This window comes from Enterobacter sp. WP_7_1 (genome assembly GCF_003688535.1).
GTDB lineage: Bacteria > Pseudomonadota > Gammaproteobacteria > Enterobacterales > Enterobacteriaceae > Enterobacter > Enterobacter asburiae.
This window is the reverse complement of record NZ_REFK01000001.1, coordinates 1,512,489-1,532,695: the sequence shown is the minus strand read 5'-3', so window position 1 is coordinate 1,532,695 and position 20,207 is coordinate 1,512,489. Positions and strand designations below refer to the sequence as shown.

The following is a 20,207-nucleotide window of genomic DNA, read 5'->3' as shown; positions in this document are numbered from 1 at the left end:
CTTATTTCGCGCTGCCGGCGTCCCGGTTGGTATAGGTTACAGGGACCCAGGCATAGCCGCTGTTTTCGCCTTTGGTGACATAGCCGATACCCGGGAACGGCAGATGGGGCGCGGCAACCAGGTCTTTATTTTTCACAAAGTCCGCAAACGCATGTTCGCGCACGCTTGCCGCTTTGTTCTGATCTTCATCGTAGGTAATGGTCACGTCAGGCTGCGGGAACTGTATCGCCGCGGCATGAATGATGTCGCCGACAAAGGTGATTTTCTCGCCTTTGCTCGTCAGCGTGTAGAAGGCTGAGCCGGGCGTATGGCCGGGATGAACCGTGCCGGTGAGCCCCGGGAGAATCTCCGAAGTGCCGCTAAACGGCACCACTTTACCGGCGTCAAGATAGGGTTTTAAGGTCTTCTGCGCGACGTCAAAGTAATTCTTGCCGTAGCCGGTTTTTTTCTGATTCTCGTCGTTAAAGAAAAAGTCGACGTCCGGTTTGCCAACGAAAACGCGCGCGTTGCTGAACACCACCTTGCCGTCTTTCACCAGGCCGCCCGCATGATCGGAGTGGGCGTGAGTCAGCAGGACTTCAGTAATGTCCTCGGGTTTAATCCCCTGCGTGGCGAGGCTCTCAATCAGACGTCCGCCGTTGCCGGGGCCAAAGAGCTGGCCTGAGCCTGTATCCACCAGAATTTTATGTCCGGGCATCGCAATCAGGAACGCGTTGATGGATACCTCAGGCGGGTTGGTCTGGAAATTTTTCGCGAGCAGCGCATCAATTTTTTGCGGCGTTGTCCGGCGCAGCAGCTTGTGCAGATCCTGCGCGACGGTCCCGTCCGTAAACGAGGTCACCAGAACGTCGCCGACCTGAACGCTGTATCCGCCCGCCGGTTGTTTAACGACGTGCTGGGGCGTCTCTGCCGACGCCTGCAGCGCAGGGTAAAAAAGCAATGAACTGGAAATCAGCGTGGACAGAGCAAGTTTTTTCACGGTAAGCATACGAGTCTCCTTTGAAAGCGCTCATCTTACTTCTTCGTAAAATTATAAGAACCTGCCCAGAAATGATAGGACCTATAAACGCGGTGGATAGCATAGCGAAGAGGCCGGGTGGCGGTGAAGCCTTTCCCGGCCCGTAAAACGTTATTTTTTCAGCGGCGCGTTCCAGCCGTCCGGCGTGGCTTTCGACCAGGAGCCATAAGCGGCATTTGGCAGCACAATCCAGTCGTTTCCGAAGTGTTCCGCGCTGGCCTCAACCAGCTCGCGCTGCTGCTCGCTCGGCTTTTTGTTTTTAAACTGCACGGCGAAATCCGGCAGGCTATCGCCAAACAGCATCACGATCTGCTGCTTTTTGAGGATGCTCTGGCGACGCTCTTCCTTGCTTACCGTGTCCAGAAGCACGCTTTCATCGGACACCTGCGGAAGTCCCAGGGCTTTTAACGTCCTGAGCGTATCGGCTTTATTTTCCTGCATGCGGTCCGAGACGTAATAGATACGGACCTTGCTTTGATTCACATGGTCAAGAAACGCCTTCGCTCCCGGAATTAAGCCGGGTTTTCCCTGTTTCTCCCAGTCGCTCCAGGTGTCCCATTTGGTAAAGTCGTGACACTGCTCCGTGTCGCGCACCAGCAGAGGGGTGTTATCCAGTACCGTTTCATCCAGGTCCATTACCACGGCGTAATTTTCAGGCGTTTTCAGATCTTTTAACTTTTCGTTGAAACGCTCGGTGGCAAACCGATACGTCTGTAGCTGAAGAGCCATAATCTCTGCCGATTTCTGCTGATAGCGCAGCGCCATTTCGTACGCTTTGGGTTCACACAGCTCGCCCCCGGCGGCCGTCGCCGCTGCCGTTGCACTCAAAACAGGTAATGCCAGCAGTAATGCCTTAGCCATTGAATTCACGCTTTTTTCCTCAACACCCTGGTTAAAATCCCGAAAGCGTAATGAAATTCAATGACAGAAATATGAAGGCCGTGCCGTTAGACCAGCATGTAATACCAGAACAGGGCGATCTCGTCCTTTTCCGGTAAGGCATTGTAGAGATAACGATCGTATCCGCCCAGGGTAAACCCGTAGTTGCGGTAAAAGAGACAGGCAGAGACGTTCACATTTTGTGTTTCAAGCCGTAATCCCGGGGCGTTTACGCTGCGGGCCCACACGTGCGCGGCGGCCATTAATTTTTGCGCGGCGCCGGTTCTGCGTTTCGTGCGCTCTACAGCAATGTAATCCACCGAGATAAATTTATTCCAGCCGATTGACGCGGTAATAAATCCCGCAATTTCCCCGTCATCCGTTTCGGCAATAAGAAATATGGCGTCCGGATTAACGCAGTGGTTTTCAAGAGTTTGGATGTCGAGCTCGTAGGTTTTAATCCAGGGAACGGCGACGGCTTCGATATGTAAATCGCAGTGGATAAAGGGCTCTCGCGCAATGTGGCTAATGGTGAAAGAAAAGTCACAGCATTCAAGGCGCGTGAGGTCGGTACTGAGTCCTTTTCGAATCTGCATAGTATTCCCTGTAGTGAGTTATTTCATAAAGAATAGACGAAGCGGTTAAATTCGCTGGCCTAACACACTTTTAATCCTGAACTAAGCTTGTACTTCGTTCCGCGTAAAATGTGGGTCATTCGAGGACAATGAATGGAATTCAGGACATTTCAAAAGCAGTGGGGTGCTGAGTTTATTTCCGATGACGTTGTACGTTTTCGCGTCTGGGCAGAAGGACAGAAAGAACTTACGCTACGTCTGGCCGCCGCCGACGTGCCGATGACGGCAGCTGGCGACGGCTGGTTTCAGGCAGACGTACCCGGCGTCACGCACGGTGCAGAATATCAATTTGTTCTGCAGGACGGCATGACGGTGCCCGATCCCGCCTCGCGCGCGCAGAAGGGCGACGTTAACGGCCCCTCCGTCGTTATCGATCCCCAACGCTATCAGCCGGTCAACCGGGACTGGGCAGGGCGGCCGTGGGAAGACACGGTTATCTACGAGCTGCACATTGGCACATTTACCCCGGAGGGCACCTTCCGGGCCGCCATCGACAAGCTGCCGTATCTGGCAGAGCTCGGTATTACCCAGCTTGAAGTGATGCCCGTCTCTCAGTTTGGCGGTACCCGCGGCTGGGGGTATGACGGCGTGCTGCTGTACGCCCCGCACTCTGCCTACGGTACGCCGGAGGATTTCCACGCGTTTATCGACGCTGCGCACGGGCTGGGGCTCTCCGTGGTGCTGGATATCGTGCTCAACCACTTCGGCCCCGAGGGGAACTATCTGCCCCTACTGTCGCCCGCGTTTTTTGATGCACAGAGGATGACGCCGTGGGGCAACGGCATCGCTTACGAGCGCGAGCCGGTGAGGCAGTACATCACCGATGCGCCGCTCTACTGGCTGACGGAGTATCGTCTGGACGGCCTGCGCTTTGATGCCATCGATCAGATTAAAGACACCTCGGAGACGCACATTCTGGAGGAGATTGCCGCCAAAATCCGCGAGACGATCCCGCACCGCCACGTTCACCTGACCACGGAAGACAGCCGCAACGTGATTTTTCTACACCCGCGCGATGAACAGGGCAACACGCCGCTGTTCACCGCCGAGTGGAATGATGACTTCCACAATGCCGCCCACGTGTTTGCCACCGGCGAGACCCACGCGTATTACCAGGATTTTGCCTTTGAGCCGGAGAAAAAGTTCGCCCGGGCGCTGGCGGAAGGCTTTGTCTACCAGGGCGAGGTGTCGCTGCAAACCGGCGAATCCCGCGGAGTGGAGTGCCAGACGCAGCCGCCGCAGTTCTTCGTCGATTTTATTCAGAACCACGATCAGACCGGGAATCGCGCCCAGGGCGAGCGGCTTATCACCCTGGCCGGTGCCGACAAGACGCGGGTGCTGCTTGCCGCGCTGCTGCTTTCTCCCCATATCCCGCTGCTGTTTATGGGCGAGGAGTTTGGTGAAACGCATCCGTTCCTGTTCTTCACCGATTTTCACGGCGATCTGGCAAAGGCGGTGCGGGAAGGGCGCGCAAAAGAGTTTACCGGCCACGCCGGGCACGATGAAATCGTCCCGGATCCGAACGACGTGAACACGTTTATCCGTTCAAAACTCGACTGGAATAAGATTGCCACCGACGAAGGTAAAACGTGGCTGCGCTTCACGCGCCACCTGCTGACGCTGCGTCATCGCCATATCGTTCCGCTTCTGCATCATGGCGGCGCCGTTGAGGGCAAGGTAATCAAGACCGCGCCCGGCATGGTGGCGGTGAGCTGGCGCTTCACGTCGGGGACGCTCTCTCTGGCGCTGAATATCGGTAATAAGCCCGTCGCGCTGCCCGAACTCGCGGGTGAGACGCGCTTTGCCTGGCCGGAAGTCACTGACGTTTTACCGCCGAACGGTATTGTCGTTCGCTTTGCTGATGGAGAAGCATCGTTATGATCCCTTCCGCCACGTACCGTATTCAGTTCCGTAACGGCATGACCTTCGACCGCGCTACGGCGCTGGTGCCTTACCTGAAAGATCTCGGCATCAGCCATCTCTACGCGTCGCCCGTGTTTACCGCCACAGCGGGTTCCACTCACGGCTATGACGTAACCAACCCGAATGAAATTGACCCCGCAATCGGCGGACGAGACGGTTTCAACCGCATGGCCGCGGCGCTTAAGCAGGCCGGCATGGGGCTGATTCTGGATATCGTCCCTAACCATATGTCCACCTCGCTGGAAAACCTCTGGTGGCGGGACGTGATTGAATACGGCCAGCAGAGCCGCTATTTCCGCTATTTCGATATCGACGGCTCGCGCCCGCTTACGCTGCCGTTCCTCGGCGACGCCTTTGAGGCGGAGCTGGAGAAGGGGGCCATCACCCTAAGTCGTGACACTGTCACGGGAAAAGCCTCTCTGGTCTATTACGACACGGCGTATCCGCTCAACCCGGGCACGTACAGCGAGGATAAGAGCATCGCTGAGCTGCATGACGCGCAAAGCTGGCGGCTGATGTCCTGGCGGGAAGCGCCGAAGCAGCTCTCGTGGCGGCGCTTCTTTGAGATCACCGGGCTGGTCGGCGTTCGGGTTGAAGACGACGCGGTCTTTGACGATTCGCACCGGCTGATCCTTGAGCTGGTTCACGCGGGCGTGGTGGATGGCCTGCGAATCGACCACATCGACGGCCTGGCCGATCCGCCGGGGTATCTGCAGCGCCTGCGGGAGAAAACCGGGCCCGAGTGCTACATCACGGTTGAAAAAATTCTCGCGAAGGGAGAACAGCTCCCCGCAGACTGGCCGGTATCCGGCACCACCGGCTACGAGTTTATCGCCTCGCTGGCGGAAGTGCTGGTCGACGACGATAACCTGTCGCGCCTGGAGACCATCCACGACGAAACGCTGGGGATAACGGTCGATCGCCACGCGGAACTGCGCGATGCCAAGGGCCTGATGACCGACCGCAATTTTGAGGGGGAATTCACCACGCTTCTTAACCTTGCTGACGATCTGGCCCGCCGCAATGAGGTTGCGCTGCCGCGCGAGGAGATCCGCCACGCGCTGCGCGAGCTGCTTATCGCCTTTCCGGTCTACCGCACCTACGGCACCCGGGAGGGATTAACCCCGCCTGACGTGGCGCTGCTTAACCGCGTGGTCGCCAGCGTGGAGACGTCTGAAGCGGCGCTGAGCCTGCTTGTGCGCATTCTTACCGGCGACCTGCCGGAAGATTGCCGCGAGTCCGCCGCGCTTTTCAGAACCCGCTTCCAGCAGCTTACCGGGCCGCTGATGGCGAAGTCCGTTGAAGACACGCTGTTCTTCCGCCACAACCTGGAGCTGGCGCTCAATGAAGTGGGCGCCGACCCGACGCCGCGCGCGTTTTCATTATCCCGCTTCCACCAGGAGATGCGCATTCGTCTGGCCCGTCAGCCCGACGCGCTGCTGGGCACCTCCACTCACGATACCAAGCGCGGGGAAGACGCCCGGGCGCGACTCTACACCCTGACGGAAGCCCCTGAACGCTGGGGTGAGAACCTGGCCCGCTGGCGACAGATGAACCAGACCCAGGTGCGTTTTCTCAATGACGGCACCGCGCCGAACGCCGCCGATACCTGGATGATCTATCAGGCGCTGGCGGGCGTCTGGCCCGCCACGCAGTCTCCGGACGACGCCGAAGGGCTTAAAGAACTCGAAGCGCGTTTTATCGGCTTCCTCGAGAAAGCGCTGCGCGAGGCAAAACAGCGCACCGACTGGATCGACAGCAACGAGAGCTATGAGAGCGTGGTGTTGAGCTATGCGCGGCACCTGCTTTCGCCGGACAACGCGCTGTTCCTGCAGGATTTTAGCGAGGCGATGCAGCCCTTTATCCGGGCCGGGCTGATGAACAGCCTCAGCCAGACGGCGATCAAGCTGACGGCTCCCGGCGTGCCGGACATCTACCAGGGCAGCGAGGCGCTTAACTTTAGCCTGGTCGACCCGGATAACCGACGGGAGCCGGACTTCCCGACCCTGGTGCACAACCTCAGCGCGGCGGATGCCACGGTGTTTGACAACCCGGCCTGCTGGCGAGACGGGCGCGTTAAACAGTTCGTCACCGCCACGCTGCTGCGGCTGCGTCCGCATTACGCCGCGCTATTCCGCTACGGCGACTGGCTGCCGCTTAAGGTTTCCGGCGATCGCGAGGAGAACCTGATTGCCTATGCGCGCGTTAAGGACGACGAGGCGCTGATTGTTGCCGTGCCGCGTCTGGTTTTTGGTGTCAACGGCAACGAAACGCTGTGGGTTAATACCACGGTAGCGATACCCGACGAACTGGCCGGGAAGCGCTATCGGGATCTGTTCAGCGGTGAAAGCCGCCTTCTGCAAGAGAAGCTGGATTTAACGTCAGAAAAGGGATGTGTACTGGTTCTGCTTACCTGCGAATAATCGTGGAGAACGAAAATGGCAAAGGATAATACGTTTGAAATTCGGGCCGGTCATGGCCAGCAGTTGGGTGCTAATTATGACGGGAAAGGGGTCAACTTCGCGCTGTTCTCCGCTCACGCCGAGCGGGTGGAGCTCTGTCTGTTTGACCCGTCCGGGAAAACCGAAATCGCCCGGCTGGAACTGCCGGAATATACCCATGAGGTCTGGCACGGCTATGTGCCCGATCTGAAGCCCGGTGCGCTGTACGGCTACCGCGTCTACGGCCCCTACGACCCGGAAAACGGTCATCGCTTCAACCCGCACAAGCTGCTTATCGACCCCTACGCCCGTGAACTGGTGGGCGATATTGACTGGAACGACGCCCATTTCGGCTATGAGCTGGGGCATGACGAATTAGATTTAAGCTTTGATACGCGCGACAGCGCGCCGTTCACCCCGAAATGCAAGGTCATCGACCCGAACGCCTTTGACTGGCAGGACAACAGCCGGCCCAATGTGCCCTGGCCGCATACCGTCGTCTATGAGAGCCACGTGAAAGGGTTTACCCAGATGAACCCGGCAATTCCTCCGGAGCTGCGCGGCACGTTTGAGGGGATGGGACACAAAGCCTCGGTCGACTACATCAAGAGTCTTGGCATCACCTCGGTGGAGCTGCTGCCGGTTCACTGGTTCCCGGACGATCGGCATCTGCTCGATCGTGGCCTGAAGAATTTCTGGGGCTATAACACGCTCGGCTTTTTTGCTCCGGCGTCGCGCTACTATGGCCCGGCGGGGATCCAGGGCTTTCGCGACATGGTCCGCGCGTATCATGATGCGGGCATCGAGGTGATTCTGGACGTGGTGTACAACCACACGGCGGAAGGGAACGAGCTTGGCCCCACGCTCTCGTTCAAGGGGATTGATAACTACAGCTATTACCGCACCCTGCCGGACCAGCACCGGTACTACATCAACGACACTGGGACGGGAAATACGGTCAACACCTCGCACCCGCGCGTGCTGCAGATGGTGATGGACTCCCTGCGCTACTGGGCGGAGTCGATGCATATTGACGGTTTTCGTTTCGACCTGGGGACGATACTGGGGCGCGAGCCGGAAGGGTTTGACCCGCGCGGCGGTTTCTTCGACGCCATATCGCAGGATCCGGTGTTATCGAGACTGAAGCTGATTGGCGAACCCTGGGATATTGGCCCCGGCGGATATCAGGTCGGCGGTTTCCCGCCGGGCTGGGGGGAGTGGAACGACAAATACCGCGATACCGTCCGCGAGTACTGGAAGGGCGATAACGTCTCTACCGATTTTGCCGCACGCCTGCTGGGCTCCGGGGATCTGTACGACCTGCGCGGGCGTCGCCCGTGGGCCAGCGTCAACTTCATCACCGCTCACGACGGCTTTACGCTGAATGACCTGGTGTCGTACAACGAGAAGCATAACGCCGACAACGGCGAGGACAATAACGACGGGCATAACGATAATCGCTCGTACAACTATGGCGAAGAAGGGCCGACGGAGAACCCGGATATTATTGCCACCCGCGAGCGGCAGAAGCGTAATTTCCTGACCACGCTGCTGTTTTCCCACGGCACGCCGATGCTGCTGGCCGGGGACGAGTTTGGCCGCACGCAGAAGGGCAACAACAACGGCTACTGTCAGGACAGCGAGATCTCGTGGATCGACTGGAACGGGGTAACCGAAAACGACGATGCGCTGCGCGAGTTTACCCGACGGCTCATTGCGCTTCGCGCATCGCAGCCGTTATTGCGCCGTGAAAGCTGGCGCGACGGGCTGGAGATCCGCTGGTTCAATGCCGGAGGCGGCCCGCAGCAGGCCGAGCAGTGGGATGAAGGCTCAACGCTCGGGGTCTCCATCAGCAGGCCGGATCTCAGGCAGGAGGACGGCATCTGGCACGACGTGCTGATGCTGTTCAACCCGTTTGAAGGCACCGTGCCGTTCCAGATCCCGCAGTTTGGCGAAGGGGGATGGGTGCTGGAGCTGTCTACGGCAGATGGCGCTGCCGCCGGGACAGCGTTCACCGAAACCGTAGAGTACGAACTGGCCGGACGCAGTATTACCCTCTTTAGACGTCCTTAGCTTCAGAGTGATGCCGCCGCGCGGGCGGCGGTGTCATACAGGGAGGAGATCGTGCGTAACAGCTGCGCGGTCTCGCCAATCGACTTCCCGGCAATGCCGCTCTCCGCGTGGATTGCGATCAGACACGCCTCCCGCACGTCCCGGTACTTCATGCACAACGCTTTCCCTTCCTCGGTGGTCGAGAAAAAGAGCTCTTTGCCCGCTTTCTCGCTCGTCACGTAGCCCGCTTTGACCAGCTTTTTCAGGGCGTAGGTCACAACGTGGGTATCTTCCACGTTAAGTACGAAACAGATATCGGCCAGCTTTTTCTTGCGGTCGCGGTGGTTCACATGATGCAGCAGCGAGACGTCAAATGCGCCCATATCCGGTTCACCGGCAGCGGCCATGCAGCGCACCATCCATTTATTGAACGCGTTGCTGGTCATGATCAGCGCGTACTCCAGCTCTGACAGTTCCGCGCAGCGCTCGGACACCAGATGGCGGGAAGAGACGATCCGGCCATCGTTGATATCGTCGCGATCGGGTGAAGCACTCTTTTTCGAGGTCATAACGTTCCTTAGCCAGAAATGTAAACTCATCGATAAAATAAGAACATTTTATTGATAATTTGTTTACATGTTTTTGAGGTTCAGATATAGCTTTTTAGCGCAGGTTTTCCGAAACCTGACGAAAAACACAACATCGCTCGCCGCAAATTAAAAAAATAGCCGTCGGCGCGCAACGCTCACTTTGGATAGGGTAAACGTTATGGACGGTACTACGCTGTTGCCGCTGATCGGGATACCGATCGTGGTTATTGGTTTTGCACTGCGCTTCAACCCGCTGCTGGTGGTCGTGGTGGCGGGGCTGGCGACGGGTCTGCTGGTCGGGATGGATTTCGGGATGCTGCTGGAGACCTTTGGCGAAAAGTTCGTGAATAGCCGATCGCTGGCGACCTTCATTCTGATCCTGCCCGTGATTGGTCTGCTGGAATATTACGGGCTCAAGGAGCGTGCCCAGGCCTGGGTGGCGAAGATCGCCAGCGCGACCTCGGCGCGAATTCTGATGCTCTATTTTGTCGCCCGTGAGGGCACCGCCGCGCTGGGGCTGATGTCGCTGGGCGGTCATGCTCAGACGGTGCGTCCGCTGCTGGCGCCGATGGCCGAAGGGGCGGCGCTGAACGAATACGGCGAGCTGCCGCAGCACATCCGCGACAAAATCAAAGCCCATGCCGCCGCGTGCGACAACATCGCGGTCTTCTTTGGGGAAGATATCTTTATTGCCTTCGGCGCGGTGCTGCTGATCGACGCGTTCCTGAAAGAGAACGGTATTTCGGGCATCGAACCGCTGCATATCGGCCTGTGGGCTATCCCAACCGCCATTGCGGCATTAGTTATTCATATGACGCGCCTGCTGCGTCTGGATGCCAGCATCCGTCGCGACGTCATGGCCTGGCGTGCAGAGCAGGGTACGCAGGGGGCCGCGCAATGATGACGCTTATCACCATTAACCGCGTGTACTACCTGATCGGCTTCGTCGTGATGCTGCTGGTTGTGATGACCCTGCGCGATCGCGCCAATCCGAAGCGCTTTACCACGGCGCTGTTCTGGTTTTTATTCGGCGGGATCTTCCTGTTCGGTGACCTGATGGTGCAGGAGCTGGGGAAATCGCTGGCGTACCGAATAATCGGCGGGGGCGTTATCGCTATCGCGCTGCTGGCGGGCTTTGGCATGGTCGGGAAAGGGCACTATAAAATGTCCACCGAAGATGAACGTCTCGCGTCGTCAAATCGCCTTAAAAACTGGCTGTTCCTGCCCGCGCTGATGATCCCGGTGGTGACGGTTATCGGCACCCTTTTCCTGAAAGGGGTTTCGGTTGGCGGCGTTTATCTTCTCGACCAGAAGCAGCTCACCCTCGCGGCGCTGTGCGTGGCCTGCGTCGCGGCAATCCTCACCGGCTGGTGGCTGACCAAGGGCACGCCGCTGCATGCCATTCGTCAGTCTCGTCGTCTTGTCGATACCATCGGCTGGGCGGTGATCCTGCCGCAGATGCTGGCCATGCTCGGCGGCGTGTTTGTGGCGGCCAATACCGGTGATTCGGTGCAGAAGGTGGTGAGCCTGTTCGTTAACCCGGATAACCGCTTTATGCTGGTGGTGATTTACTGCGTGGGGATGGCGCTGTTTACCATGATCATGGGGAATGCGTTTGCGGCCTTCCCGGTGCTGAGCGCGGGGATCGCCTTGCCGTTTCTGATCAACGTGCATCACGGCAACCCGGCGCCGCTGCTGGCGATTGGCATGTACGCGGGATACTGCGGCACGCTGATGACGCCGATGGCCGCGAACTTCAATATCGTTCCCGCCGCGCTGCTGGAGCTGAAAGATAAGTATCAGGTGATCAAGATCCAGATCCCGACCGCGTTAACCCTGCTGGTGGTGAACGTGTTCCTCATGTATTTCCTCGTGTTTCGCTAAGGAGCTGTTATGGAATTAACGCAACATCAGGCTGACGCGTTTGCCCGCATGCCTTTGACCTATTTGCGCCAGGAATACCCGAACCACATCATGCATCTGCTGAATGATGATGGCGACGTGCTGCCGCCTCGCGAACTGCACCCGATTTTCTACGGCTGTTTTGACTGGCATTCAGCGGTGCACGGCTACTGGCTGCTGCTGCGCTGCGTGCGACTCTATCCGGAACTGCCGAGCCGGGACGCGATCGTCGCGCTTTTCGACGAGCACCTGACGGAAGATAACGTGGCGAAGGAGCTGGCCTATTTCACCGCGCCGTTCCGCGCCTCGTTTGAGCGCCCGTATGGCTACGGCTGGCTGCTGGCGCTGGCCCAGGAGCTAAAACAGTCTTCGCTGCCGCAGGCTGCAGGCTGGTACCGGACGCTTGAGCCGTTAACTCGGGATATTCGTAACCGGCTGGTGGATTACCTCAGCAAGCTCACCTATCCGATCCGCGTCGGTACGCACTACAACACCGCGTTTGCCCTCGCGCTGGGGCTGGACTATGCCCGAGCCGTCGAAGATAGCGCGCTTGAGCAGGCGATTGTCACGGCGGCGGAGCGGTTTTATCTCGCGGACACGCGCTATCCGGCCCACTACGAGCCCGGCGGGGATGAGTACATTTCCGGCGCGCTGACGGAAGCGCTGCTGATGAGCAAGGTGTCGGAGAGCTTCCCGGCCTGGTTTGACGCGTTTCTCCCGGTGGTGGGCTCCATTGCGGCGCTGATGAACCCGGCGGAAGTGAGCGACCGTACCGACCCGAAAATTGCCCATCTCGACGGGTTAAACCTCAGCCGCGCCTGGTGCATGAAGCATATTGCTAAAGCGCTTCCCGCTAACCATCCGGCGCAGCAGCCGCTGCGCGAGGCGGTGGCGAAACACCTGTCGGCAAGCGTTGAGCACGTGGTCGGCAGCCACTACAGCGGCGGGCACTGGCTGGCGAGCTTTGCGCTGCTGGCGCTGGAGTAAACAAACGCGCTGCGCCGCAAGGCGCAGCCGGTTTACGCTGATGCCCGCACCGCAGGGCGCAGCCTGCTCAGGCTAAACAACACCGATCCCGTCGAAGCTATTACGGCTATCCACAGTGCAACCTGGATGGCACGTTGATGGTCCCATCCCGTCGTCGCGGCCAGCAGCACCCCCACCGCGGCGGCACCGAGACACTGGCCGAATGTCCTCATAATCGACAACACGCCTGAGGCGTAGCTGGCATATTCCCGCGCCACGTTAGAGAGCATCTCCCGGTTATTGGGGCTCTGGAAGCAGCCAAACCCAATCCCGCAAACCAGACTGCGCAGGCAGATATTCCATGCGGAAGGATTGTCCGGCAACGTCGCCAGCAGGACCAGCCCACAGACAAAAATCATCAGCCCGACTGTCGAGATCAGCGGCGCGGAAATCGTATCTGCCCAGCGTCCCGCGTGCGGTGCAATCAGCACGATACCAATTGGCCACGGGGTGAACAGCAGCGCGGAGACCACCGGGCTGTAGCCATACACGCTCTGAAACAGGAACGGCAGCGCGACAAAGGTGATGCCCTGACTGACAAACGAGGCCAGCGAGGTCAGGGCTGCGAGGGTAAAGCGTCCGTTTTTGAACATGACGGGCGGCAGTATGGGACTTTGCGCGCGCCGAATCCGCCAGATAAAGGCGAGGGCGCTGGTCAGCGTAAGAATCCCCCAGCCGAGGGTCTCCTGGCTAATGTGTTGCGTCACGCGCTGAAGGCTGTCGGCCAGCATAATCGCCGAACCTAACAGCGCGGCGGAGAGCACGGCGCCCGGCGCGTCAAAGGGCGAGCGGTCAACGGCCGTTTCCCGCGGCAAGGCCCGCCACGCCAGCAGCAGGGCAACGCTGCCCGGAACAATGTTAATGGCGAACAGCCACTGCCAGCTCAGCGCGTCCAGTATGGTTCCACCCAGCACGGGGGCAATCGCCGTGCTGGAAGCGATAAGCAGGGCGTGCAGCCCCAGAATGCGGCCAAGCAGTCGACCCGGAAAAACGGAGCGCAGGATCGCCGGGGCAATACTCAGGGTGGCCGCACCGCCGATACCCTGCAGAATACGCATGCCGGTTAACATTTCCGGGGTTGCTGCCAGCGCGCAGCCGAGCGAGGTGAGCGTAAAGGTGGCAAGCCCGGCAAGAAACACCGGGCGATAGCCCACGCGCGCCGCCAGCGCCGCGAAGAGGGCTAACGTCATTGCCGCTGACAGCAGGTAACCGTTGGCGAACCAGACCGCCACGTTCGCGGGGACCTGCATCGATTTTGCCATGGAGGGCAGCGCGATGTTGATCATGGTGCCGTCAAAGACGCCCATCAGCGTGGTGGTCATGACGGCGGCCATGACCCGGGCGCGTTCATGGCCGGGTAAGCCTTCATCGCCGGGCAGGTTTGAAAATAGCGTCATCGTCGTTACTCCAGATAAGAATAGTGATGACGAAACTATAATCATGCGGTATACAGGGCGGAAGACGCATCAGCTGCACTTAATCGTTGCATATAACGCCTTATCTAAGGAGTCATCGTGGCCGATCCTGACTTTAACCTTCTGGTTGCGCTCGACGTTCTGCTGGCCGAAGCCAGCGTGGCGGGCGCGGCGCGGCGTTTGAATCTCAGCACCTCCGCCATGAGCCGCACCCTGAGCAGGCTGCGGGAGGTGACCGGCGATCCTATTCTGGTGCGGGCCGGGCGTCATATGGTGCTGACGCCCTGGGCCGAAGCCACGAGGGACCGCGCCAGAAGCGCCGTGCATGAGGCGAGGGCTGTGCTACAGCCCTCCACCGACGCGCTGAAGGTGGAAAGTCTCGAGCGGCTGTTCACCATCAGAGCCAACGACGGTTTTGTGGTGGCGTTTGGGCCGCTGCTTATTGCGGCGGTGGCGAGCGTTGCGCCCGAGGTGTGCATCCGCTTCTCGCCGAAACCTGAAAAAACGTCGCGCTATTTGCGCGAGGGGCTGGTCGACCTGGAGATCGGCGTGCAGAGCAATATGGGGCCTGAAATACGGCTGCAAAGGCTCTTTCAGGATCGGTTTGTTGGCGCGGTGCGCAAGGGGCATCCGCTGTCATTACGGCCTGACGTCAGCCTTGCCGATTATGTCGCGTGGGGCCACGTGGTGGCCTCACCGGACGGATCGTTACACGGGTTTGTCGATGACGCGCTGGCGGAACGGGGGATGAAGCGCAAGGTCGCCAGCGTGGTGCCCGGATTTCCGACGGCGCTATCCGTGGCGCTGGCGTCCGATCTGATTGCCATGGTGCCGGCGCTGTATCTGCTCAATCAGCCGATGAACGAGCGCGTACACGTCTTTGAGCTGCCGTTTAAAACCCGGACCATTACGGTGTCACAGATGTGGCATCCGCGTATGGAGCGGGACCCGGGGCATCGATGGCTCAGGGAAAAGGTACTGGAAGTGTGTCGGGCCGTGCGCTGACGCTCAGACCGCTTTTCCCGGCACGGAGAGGGTGAAGCGCGTCGATACCGCATCCGATTCTACCCGGACTTTCCCGTGGTGCGCGGTGACGATGGACTTCACGATGGCAAGCCCGATCCCGCTGCCTTCGCCTTTGCGCTGTCTGGACGGGTCGACGCGATAGAAACGGTCAAACAGCTTTGCCAGATGTTCCTGAGGGATCGGCTTACCGGGATTTTCTATCATCAGTTCAACGTCGTTAGCCTGATTTCTGATGGAAACCGTCACCGCTTTCCCGGCTGGCGTATAGCGCAGGGCATTGGAGAGCAGATTATTTACTGCTCTTCTGAACATCTGCGGATCGCCTTCTATCAGGCAGGGCATCCCGTTAAATTTCAGCGTAACGTTGCGTTCTTCCGCCCAGGCTTCGAAGAAATCGAAGACTTTCATGACCTCCGCACTTAAATCAAACATCACCCGGTCAGGGATCAGCTGGTTATTATCCGCCTGCGCCAGGAAAAGCATGTCGCTGACCATCCGGGTCATCCGGTTGTACTCTTCAAGGCTGGAGTACAGAACATCTTCCAGCTCTTTCTGCGAGCGGTTCTGGCTCAGCGCGATTTCCGTTTGCGTCACCAGGTTGGTGATGGGCGTTCTGATTTCATGCGCGATATCGGCGGAAAAATTCGCCTGGCGGGTAAAGACGTCTTCAATCTTTTCGATCATATGGTTGAAGGAGATGACCAGCTGTTCCAGCTCAACGGGCACGCGGGACGGCTCCAGCCGCGCGTCCAGATTTTCTGAGGTGATATTTTTAATGGCGTTGCTGACGTTACGCAGGGGCAAATGTCCCTGACGAACCGCGATGCGAATGACAAGAATAATCAGCAGGCTGATCGCCGCAGCAATCATCAGGAGATTCTTTTTCAGCGCCTCAAGGTAGTGCAGATGAAAATTAATGGAGAGCCCGATCAGCATGACATAGTTCTGCGTTTTGCCCTGCAGCGTCGCCGTGCCTGAAGAGGCGATAATCCGGTACGTTTCCATTTTCATGTCGGACCCGGCGTGCATGTTTTCGGCAGGGTCTTCAACCGTCCAGAGAAACACATCCCGTGTGCGGCGGTGTTCGCTAAAATCCGCCGTGTTCATCGCAGGGCGCAGTGCCGCCCCTTGCGCCGAGCTGAACAGGGTATTTCCCTGCGGATCCAGAAGCAGGACGGCAACGTTGCGGTAGCTGGCCATCGACTCTTTGATCTTGCTGATTTTCTTTTGGTCAGGATCGACCGGAGACTGCAGTATGCGGTGCATCGCGGTGCTGATTTGCTGCAGGTCGCTGATATCCTGCTCGGCGAAGTGCTTTTCAACGGAATGCAGCATAAACCAGGTAAAGGCGAAAAAGGCCAGTATCGTGGAGAGGCTGATAAAAAAGGTCAGCCGCAGGGCAAGAGAAAAGGGGCGCCTGGCAAGCTTAACGCGCATCCGGTACCTCCAGCATATAGCCCACGCCACGCACCGTCTGGATCAGCTTCGGTTCATAATCGTTATCGATTTTCGCGCGAAGCCGCTTTACCGCCACGTCAATCGCGTTTGTGTCGCTGTCAAAATTCATGTCCCACACCTGGGAGGCAATCAGGGAGCGGGGAAGCACCTCTCCCTGATGACGCATGAAAAACTCCAGCAGGCTGAACTCTTTGCTGGTTAACGAGATACGGCTTCCGGCCCGGCTTACCTTTCTCGACACGAGGTCAACCGTCAGGTCTGCCACCTGAAGCTGGCTTTCCGCGATCACCGTATTTCCGCGTCTTAACAGCGTCCTTACCCGGGCGAGCAGCTCTGCAAAGGCGAAAGGCTTAATCAGATAATCATCCGCGCCCAGCTCAAGCCCTTTAACCCGGTGTTCAATCGTGCCGAGAGCCGTGAGTAACAGGATGGGCATCCCTTTACCGGCAGAGCGGAGCATGCGGACAATGTCCCAGCCGTTCACATCGGGCAGCATGATATCCAGAATCAGCAGATCGTATTCAGCGGTCATGGCGAGATGGTAGCCGTTCAGGCCGTTATCCGCGTGGTCCACCACAAACCCCGCTTCAGTCAGCCCCTTGCTCAGGTACTCACCGGTTTTAATTTCGTCTTCGACGATCAGTATTTTCATCATGCTCCCCTGACTGGCTGCTGATGACATTCTAGTGAGCCTGCGACCGTTAACAATGACTTACGCCAAAAATGACAACATTGTCATTATCCTGTCACCCGTCAAACAGGATGCGTTCCGTAGAGTAACCCTAAAACTACTCTGGACTTCATTTGAACCGTTATGTTCCTGTTAAAACGACTTAGCATCAGCACGGTATTTATTCTGGCAGGCTGCGTCTCGCTGGCTCCGGAGTACCAGCGGCCGGAAGCACCTGTCCCCCGGCTGTTTTCGCTCTCCCGTAACGGCCTGACGCCCGCGGCGGCGGGGTATCAGGACACCGGCTGGCGCAACTTTTTCGTCGATCCTCAGGTTGCGGGGCTGATTACGGAAGCCCTGAAAAACAATCGCGATCTGAAAATGGCCGCCCTGAAGGTCGAGGAAGCCCGGGCGCAGTTCAACGTGACGGATGCGGATCGCTATCCTCAGCTGAATGCCTCCTCGGGCATCACGTACAGCGGCGGGCTGAAAAGTGACAACCCCACCGCGCAGCAGTACGACGCGGGCCTTGCGCTTAGCTATGAACTCGATTTCTTCGGCAAGCTGAAGAACATGAGCGATGCCGACCGACAAAACTTTTACGCCAGCGAAGAGGCCCGTCGCGCGGTGCATATCCTGCTCGTCTCTAACGTGTCGCAGAGCTATTTCAACCAGCAGCTGGCGTATAAACAGCTGCGTATCGCGCGGGATACGCTGAACAATTACCGGCAGTCTTATGCATTCGTTGAGCAGCAGCTGGTGACGGGCAGTACGAACGTCCTGGCGCTGGAACAGGCCCGGGGACAGATCGAAAGCACGCGGGCAGATATAGCCAAAAGAGAGGGGGAGCTGGCGCAGGCCAATAATGCCCTGCAGCTGGTCCTCGGCACCTATCGCGCGCTGCCGGGTGACGGCGGCATGAACGCCAGCGACGTTGCGCCGGTAAAACTGCCTCCTCATCTTTCCTCCGCGATACTGCTGCAGCGTCCGGATATTATGGAGGCGGAGTATCAGCTTAAAGCGGCCGATGCGAATATCGGCGCGGCGCGCGCCGCCTTTTTCCCGTCCATATCTCTCACCAGCGGGCTTTCAACCGGCAGCACGGAGTTGTCCAGCCTGTTCACGTCAGGGAGCGGGATGTGGAATTTTATTCCTAAAATTGAAATTCCCATTTTTAATGCGGGCAGAAATAAGGCCAACCTTAAGCTGGCCGAAATTCGCCAGCAGCAGTCGGTTGTGAATTACGAACAAAAAATTCAGTCCGCCTTCAAACAGGTTGCCGACGCGCTCGCGCTGCGAGACAGCATTAACCAGCAGCTTGCTGCACAGCAGCGGTATCTTGATTCGCTACGCATCACCCAGCAGCGGGCCGGAGGGCTATATTCCAGCGGCGCTGTCAGCTATATCGAAGTGCTTGACGCGGAACGTTCTCTTTTCTCCACTCAGCAAAATATTCTCGACCTTATTTATGCCCGGCAGGTTAATGAAATTAATCTCTTCACCGCGCTCGGCGGCGGTTGGGTCGAATAACGTTATTTAATTAAACAGGAAAAAAACCATGCGCAATTCACTTAAGGCCGTCGTATTTGGTGCGATCTCCATTGTGTTTTCTGCCGGCCTCCAGGCTGAGGTTCATCAGCACGAAATGATGAGTGCTGCCAGCGAAGGGACCTCAGAGCAGCTCATCACAGGAACCGGCATCGTGAAGGACATTGATTTCAAAAATAAAAAAGTCACGATCTCCCATGAAGCCATCCCGGAAATTGGCTGGCCCGCGATGACCATGCGTTTCACCTTTATTCAGGCTGACGAGAGTATTAATTCTTTAAAAGTCGGCAGTCACGTGAATTTCTCGTTTGTTCAGCAGGGCAATCTCTCTTTACTCAAGAGCATTAAATAGCGAGAAACGGCATGGCCTCATTAAAAATAAAATATGCTGCCATGATAGTCAGCAGCCTTATTGCGGGAGGGCTGATATCGGTAACGGCATGGCAGGCGATTCATTCATCTGAGAAAACGGAAAATAGCGCACCAGAAAGAAAGGTGCTTTTCTGGTATGACCCAATGAAGCCAGACGTGAAATTCGATAAGCCCAGCAAATCGCCGTTTATGGATATGGATCTGGTGCCGAAATATGCGGATGAAAACGACAGTAAAAGCAGTGCCGGTATCCGTATTGATCCGACCCAGGTTCAGAACCTGGGATTAAAAACGCAAAAGGTGACGCGCGGAACGCTGAACTATGCCCAGACGATCCCGGCTAACGTCAGCTATAACGACTATCAGTTTGTCATTGTGCAGGCGCGCGCGGAAGGCTTCGTGGAGAAAGTGTACCCGCTGACGACGGGCGATAAGGTGAAGAAAGGCACGCCGCTTATTGATATTACCATTCCTGACTGGGTCGAGGCGCAGAGCGAGTTTCTGCTGTTATCCGGCACCGGCGGAACGCCGACGCAAATTAAAGGGGTTCTGGAACGGCTTCGGCTGGCGGGTATGCCGGATGACGATATTCAGAGGCTGCGTGCGACCCGTACTATTCAGACCCGGTTTACCATCAGGGCGCCGATCAACGGTGCGATCACGGCCTTTGATCTGCGTACCGGCATGAATATTTCCAAAGATAAGGTGGTAGCGCAAATTCAGGGAATGGATCCGGTCTGGATCGGCGCGGCAGTGCCTGAGTCTATTGCTTATCTGCTGAAAGAGACCTCGCAGTTTGCTGTTTCGATACCGGCTTATCCGGATAAATCCTTCCCGGTTGAAAAATGGAGTCTTCTGCCGAGCGTGGATCCAACCACCCGTACGCTGCAGGTGCGCCTGCAGGTCGATAACAAGGATGAGCTGCTTAAACCGGGCATGAACGCCTACCTGAAGCTGAATACCCAAAGCCAGGAAATGCTGCTGATCCCCTCCCAGGCCGTTATCGATACCGGTAAAGAACAGCGCGTGATTACCGTCGATGCGGACGGGAATTTTGTACCGAAAAGGATCCACGTTCTGCATGAATCTCAGCAGCAGTCCGGCATTGGTAGCGGACTGGAAGAGGGGGAGTCGGTAGTGGTCAGCGGTCTGTTCCTGATTGACTCGGAGGCCAATATTACCGGCGCGCTGGAGCGCATGCGTCACGCTGAAGCCGCTGACGACGCGCACTCTGGCCATTAAGGAGACGATG

17 protein-coding genes are annotated in these 20,207 nt (G+C 57.8%); 10 read left to right on the top strand and 7 right to left on the bottom strand.

The annotated features are described in order from the left end of the window. Position 1: 1 nt before the first annotated feature. The 3 genes from BJ885_RS07625 to BJ885_RS07615 form a co-directional block, all read right to left on the bottom strand. Positions 2-988, bottom strand: coding sequence for an MBL fold metallo-hydrolase (locus BJ885_RS07625; RefSeq protein WP_121931576.1), 987 nt, complete (start codon positions 986-988; stop codon positions 2-4). Positions 989-1,129: 141 nt separating this feature from the next. Further along, entirely contained in the window at positions 1,130-1,879 is a 750-nt protein-coding gene (locus BJ885_RS07620; protein ID WP_375714065.1) for a 5'-nucleotidase, lipoprotein e(P4) family, read from the bottom strand. Between the two features lie 86 nt (positions 1,880-1,965). Continuing rightward, a complete protein-coding gene (locus BJ885_RS07615; protein WP_029741295.1) occupies positions 1,966-2,493 on the bottom strand; it encodes a GNAT family N-acetyltransferase in 528 nt (175 codons plus the stop codon). Between the two features lie 132 nt (positions 2,494-2,625). Between BJ885_RS07615 and treZ the strand changes: the two genes are divergently transcribed. From treZ to glgX, 3 genes are read left to right on the top strand one after another with little or no spacing between them, the layout of a single operon-like run. Then, on the top strand, positions 2,626-4,413 hold the full coding sequence (gene treZ, locus BJ885_RS07610; RefSeq protein WP_121931574.1) for a malto-oligosyltrehalose trehalohydrolase: 1,788 nt from the start codon (positions 2,626-2,628) through the stop codon (positions 4,411-4,413). Further along, on the top strand, positions 4,410-6,878 hold the full coding sequence (treY, locus tag BJ885_RS07605) for a malto-oligosyltrehalose synthase (protein WP_121931573.1): 2,469 nt from the start codon (positions 4,410-4,412) through the stop codon (positions 6,876-6,878). The genes treZ and treY overlap by 4 nt, the downstream gene beginning before the upstream one ends. A gap of 15 nt (positions 6,879-6,893) precedes the next feature. Further along, the gene (gene glgX / locus BJ885_RS07600; RefSeq protein ID WP_121931572.1) at positions 6,894-8,969 is read left to right on the top strand and encodes a glycogen debranching protein GlgX; all 2,076 of its coding nucleotides are present in this window, start codon (positions 6,894-6,896) and stop codon (positions 8,967-8,969) included. 2 nt (positions 8,970-8,971) lie between these two features. Here the strand turns inward: glgX and BJ885_RS07595 are convergent, their stop codons facing one another. After that, positions 8,972-9,517: a winged helix DNA-binding protein gene (locus BJ885_RS07595; RefSeq protein WP_023335754.1), complete on the bottom strand. Its 546-nt coding sequence runs from the start codon at positions 9,515-9,517 to the stop codon at positions 8,972-8,974. Positions 9,518-9,716: 199 nt separating this feature from the next. On the opposite strand from BJ885_RS07595, the gene BJ885_RS07590 reads away from it, so the two are divergent. The 3 genes from BJ885_RS07590 to BJ885_RS07580 are packed head-to-tail and all read left to right on the top strand — an operon-like array spanning position 9,717 to position 12,427. Beyond that, the gene (locus BJ885_RS07590; protein WP_047647698.1) at positions 9,717-10,439 is read left to right on the top strand and encodes a DUF969 domain-containing protein; all 723 of its coding nucleotides are present in this window, start codon (positions 9,717-9,719) and stop codon (positions 10,437-10,439) included. Beyond that, on the top strand, positions 10,436-11,422 hold the full coding sequence (locus BJ885_RS07585) for a DUF979 domain-containing protein (protein ID WP_121931571.1): 987 nt from the start codon (positions 10,436-10,438) through the stop codon (positions 11,420-11,422). The genes BJ885_RS07590 and BJ885_RS07585 overlap by 4 nt, the downstream gene beginning before the upstream one ends. 9 nt (positions 11,423-11,431) lie before the next feature. After that, positions 11,432-12,427 carry a DUF2891 domain-containing protein gene (locus BJ885_RS07580; RefSeq protein WP_121931570.1) on the top strand — a complete coding sequence of 332 codons (996 nt, stop codon included), beginning with the start codon at positions 11,432-11,434 and terminating at the stop codon, positions 12,425-12,427. Positions 12,428-12,459: 32 nt separating this feature from the next. Here BJ885_RS07580 and BJ885_RS07575 read toward each other — a convergent pair whose 3' ends face one another. Next, positions 12,460-13,863, bottom strand: a complete 1,404-nt coding sequence (locus tag BJ885_RS07575; protein ID WP_121931569.1) for an MFS transporter — start codon at positions 13,861-13,863, stop codon at positions 12,460-12,462. 117 nt (positions 13,864-13,980) lie between these two features. Between BJ885_RS07575 and BJ885_RS07570 the strand changes: the two genes are divergently transcribed. Continuing rightward, complete coding sequence (locus BJ885_RS07570; RefSeq protein WP_121931568.1) at positions 13,981-14,886, top strand: LysR family transcriptional regulator; 906 nt, start codon at positions 13,981-13,983, stop codon at positions 14,884-14,886. 3 nt (positions 14,887-14,889) lie between these two features. On the opposite strand, the gene BJ885_RS07565 is transcribed toward BJ885_RS07570, so the two are convergent. Both BJ885_RS07565 and BJ885_RS07560 read right to left on the bottom strand, forming a co-directional pair. Next, on the bottom strand, positions 14,890-16,344 hold the full coding sequence (locus BJ885_RS07565; protein WP_121931567.1) for a Cu(+)/Ag(+) sensor histidine kinase: 1,455 nt from the start codon (positions 16,342-16,344) through the stop codon (positions 14,890-14,892). After that, positions 16,334-17,017 carry a copper/silver response regulator transcription factor gene (locus BJ885_RS07560; protein WP_032657026.1) on the bottom strand — a complete coding sequence of 228 codons (684 nt, stop codon included), beginning with the start codon at positions 17,015-17,017 and terminating at the stop codon, positions 16,334-16,336. Before BJ885_RS07560 ends, BJ885_RS07565 begins: the two co-directional genes overlap by 11 nt. A gap of 162 nt (positions 17,018-17,179) precedes the next feature. Here BJ885_RS07560 and BJ885_RS07555 point away from each other — a divergent pair, with 162 nt between their 5' ends. Genes BJ885_RS07555 through BJ885_RS07545 form a run of 3 tightly spaced genes read left to right on the top strand, consistent with a single transcriptional unit; the run spans position 17,180 to position 20,197 of the window. Continuing rightward, complete coding sequence (locus BJ885_RS07555) at positions 17,180-18,565, top strand: efflux transporter outer membrane subunit (protein WP_121931566.1); 1,386 nt, start codon at positions 17,180-17,182, stop codon at positions 18,563-18,565. Positions 18,566-18,593: 28 nt separating this feature from the next. After that, positions 18,594-18,935, top strand: coding sequence for a cation efflux system protein CusF (gene cusF, locus BJ885_RS07550; protein ID WP_121931565.1), 342 nt, complete (start codon positions 18,594-18,596; stop codon positions 18,933-18,935). An 11-nt stretch (positions 18,936-18,946) separates the two neighbouring features. After that, positions 18,947-20,197 (top strand): efflux RND transporter periplasmic adaptor subunit, encoded by a 1,251-nt coding sequence (locus BJ885_RS07545; protein ID WP_121931564.1) that lies wholly within the window; start codon positions 18,947-18,949, stop codon positions 20,195-20,197. Positions 20,198-20,207: the final 10 nt, after the last annotated feature.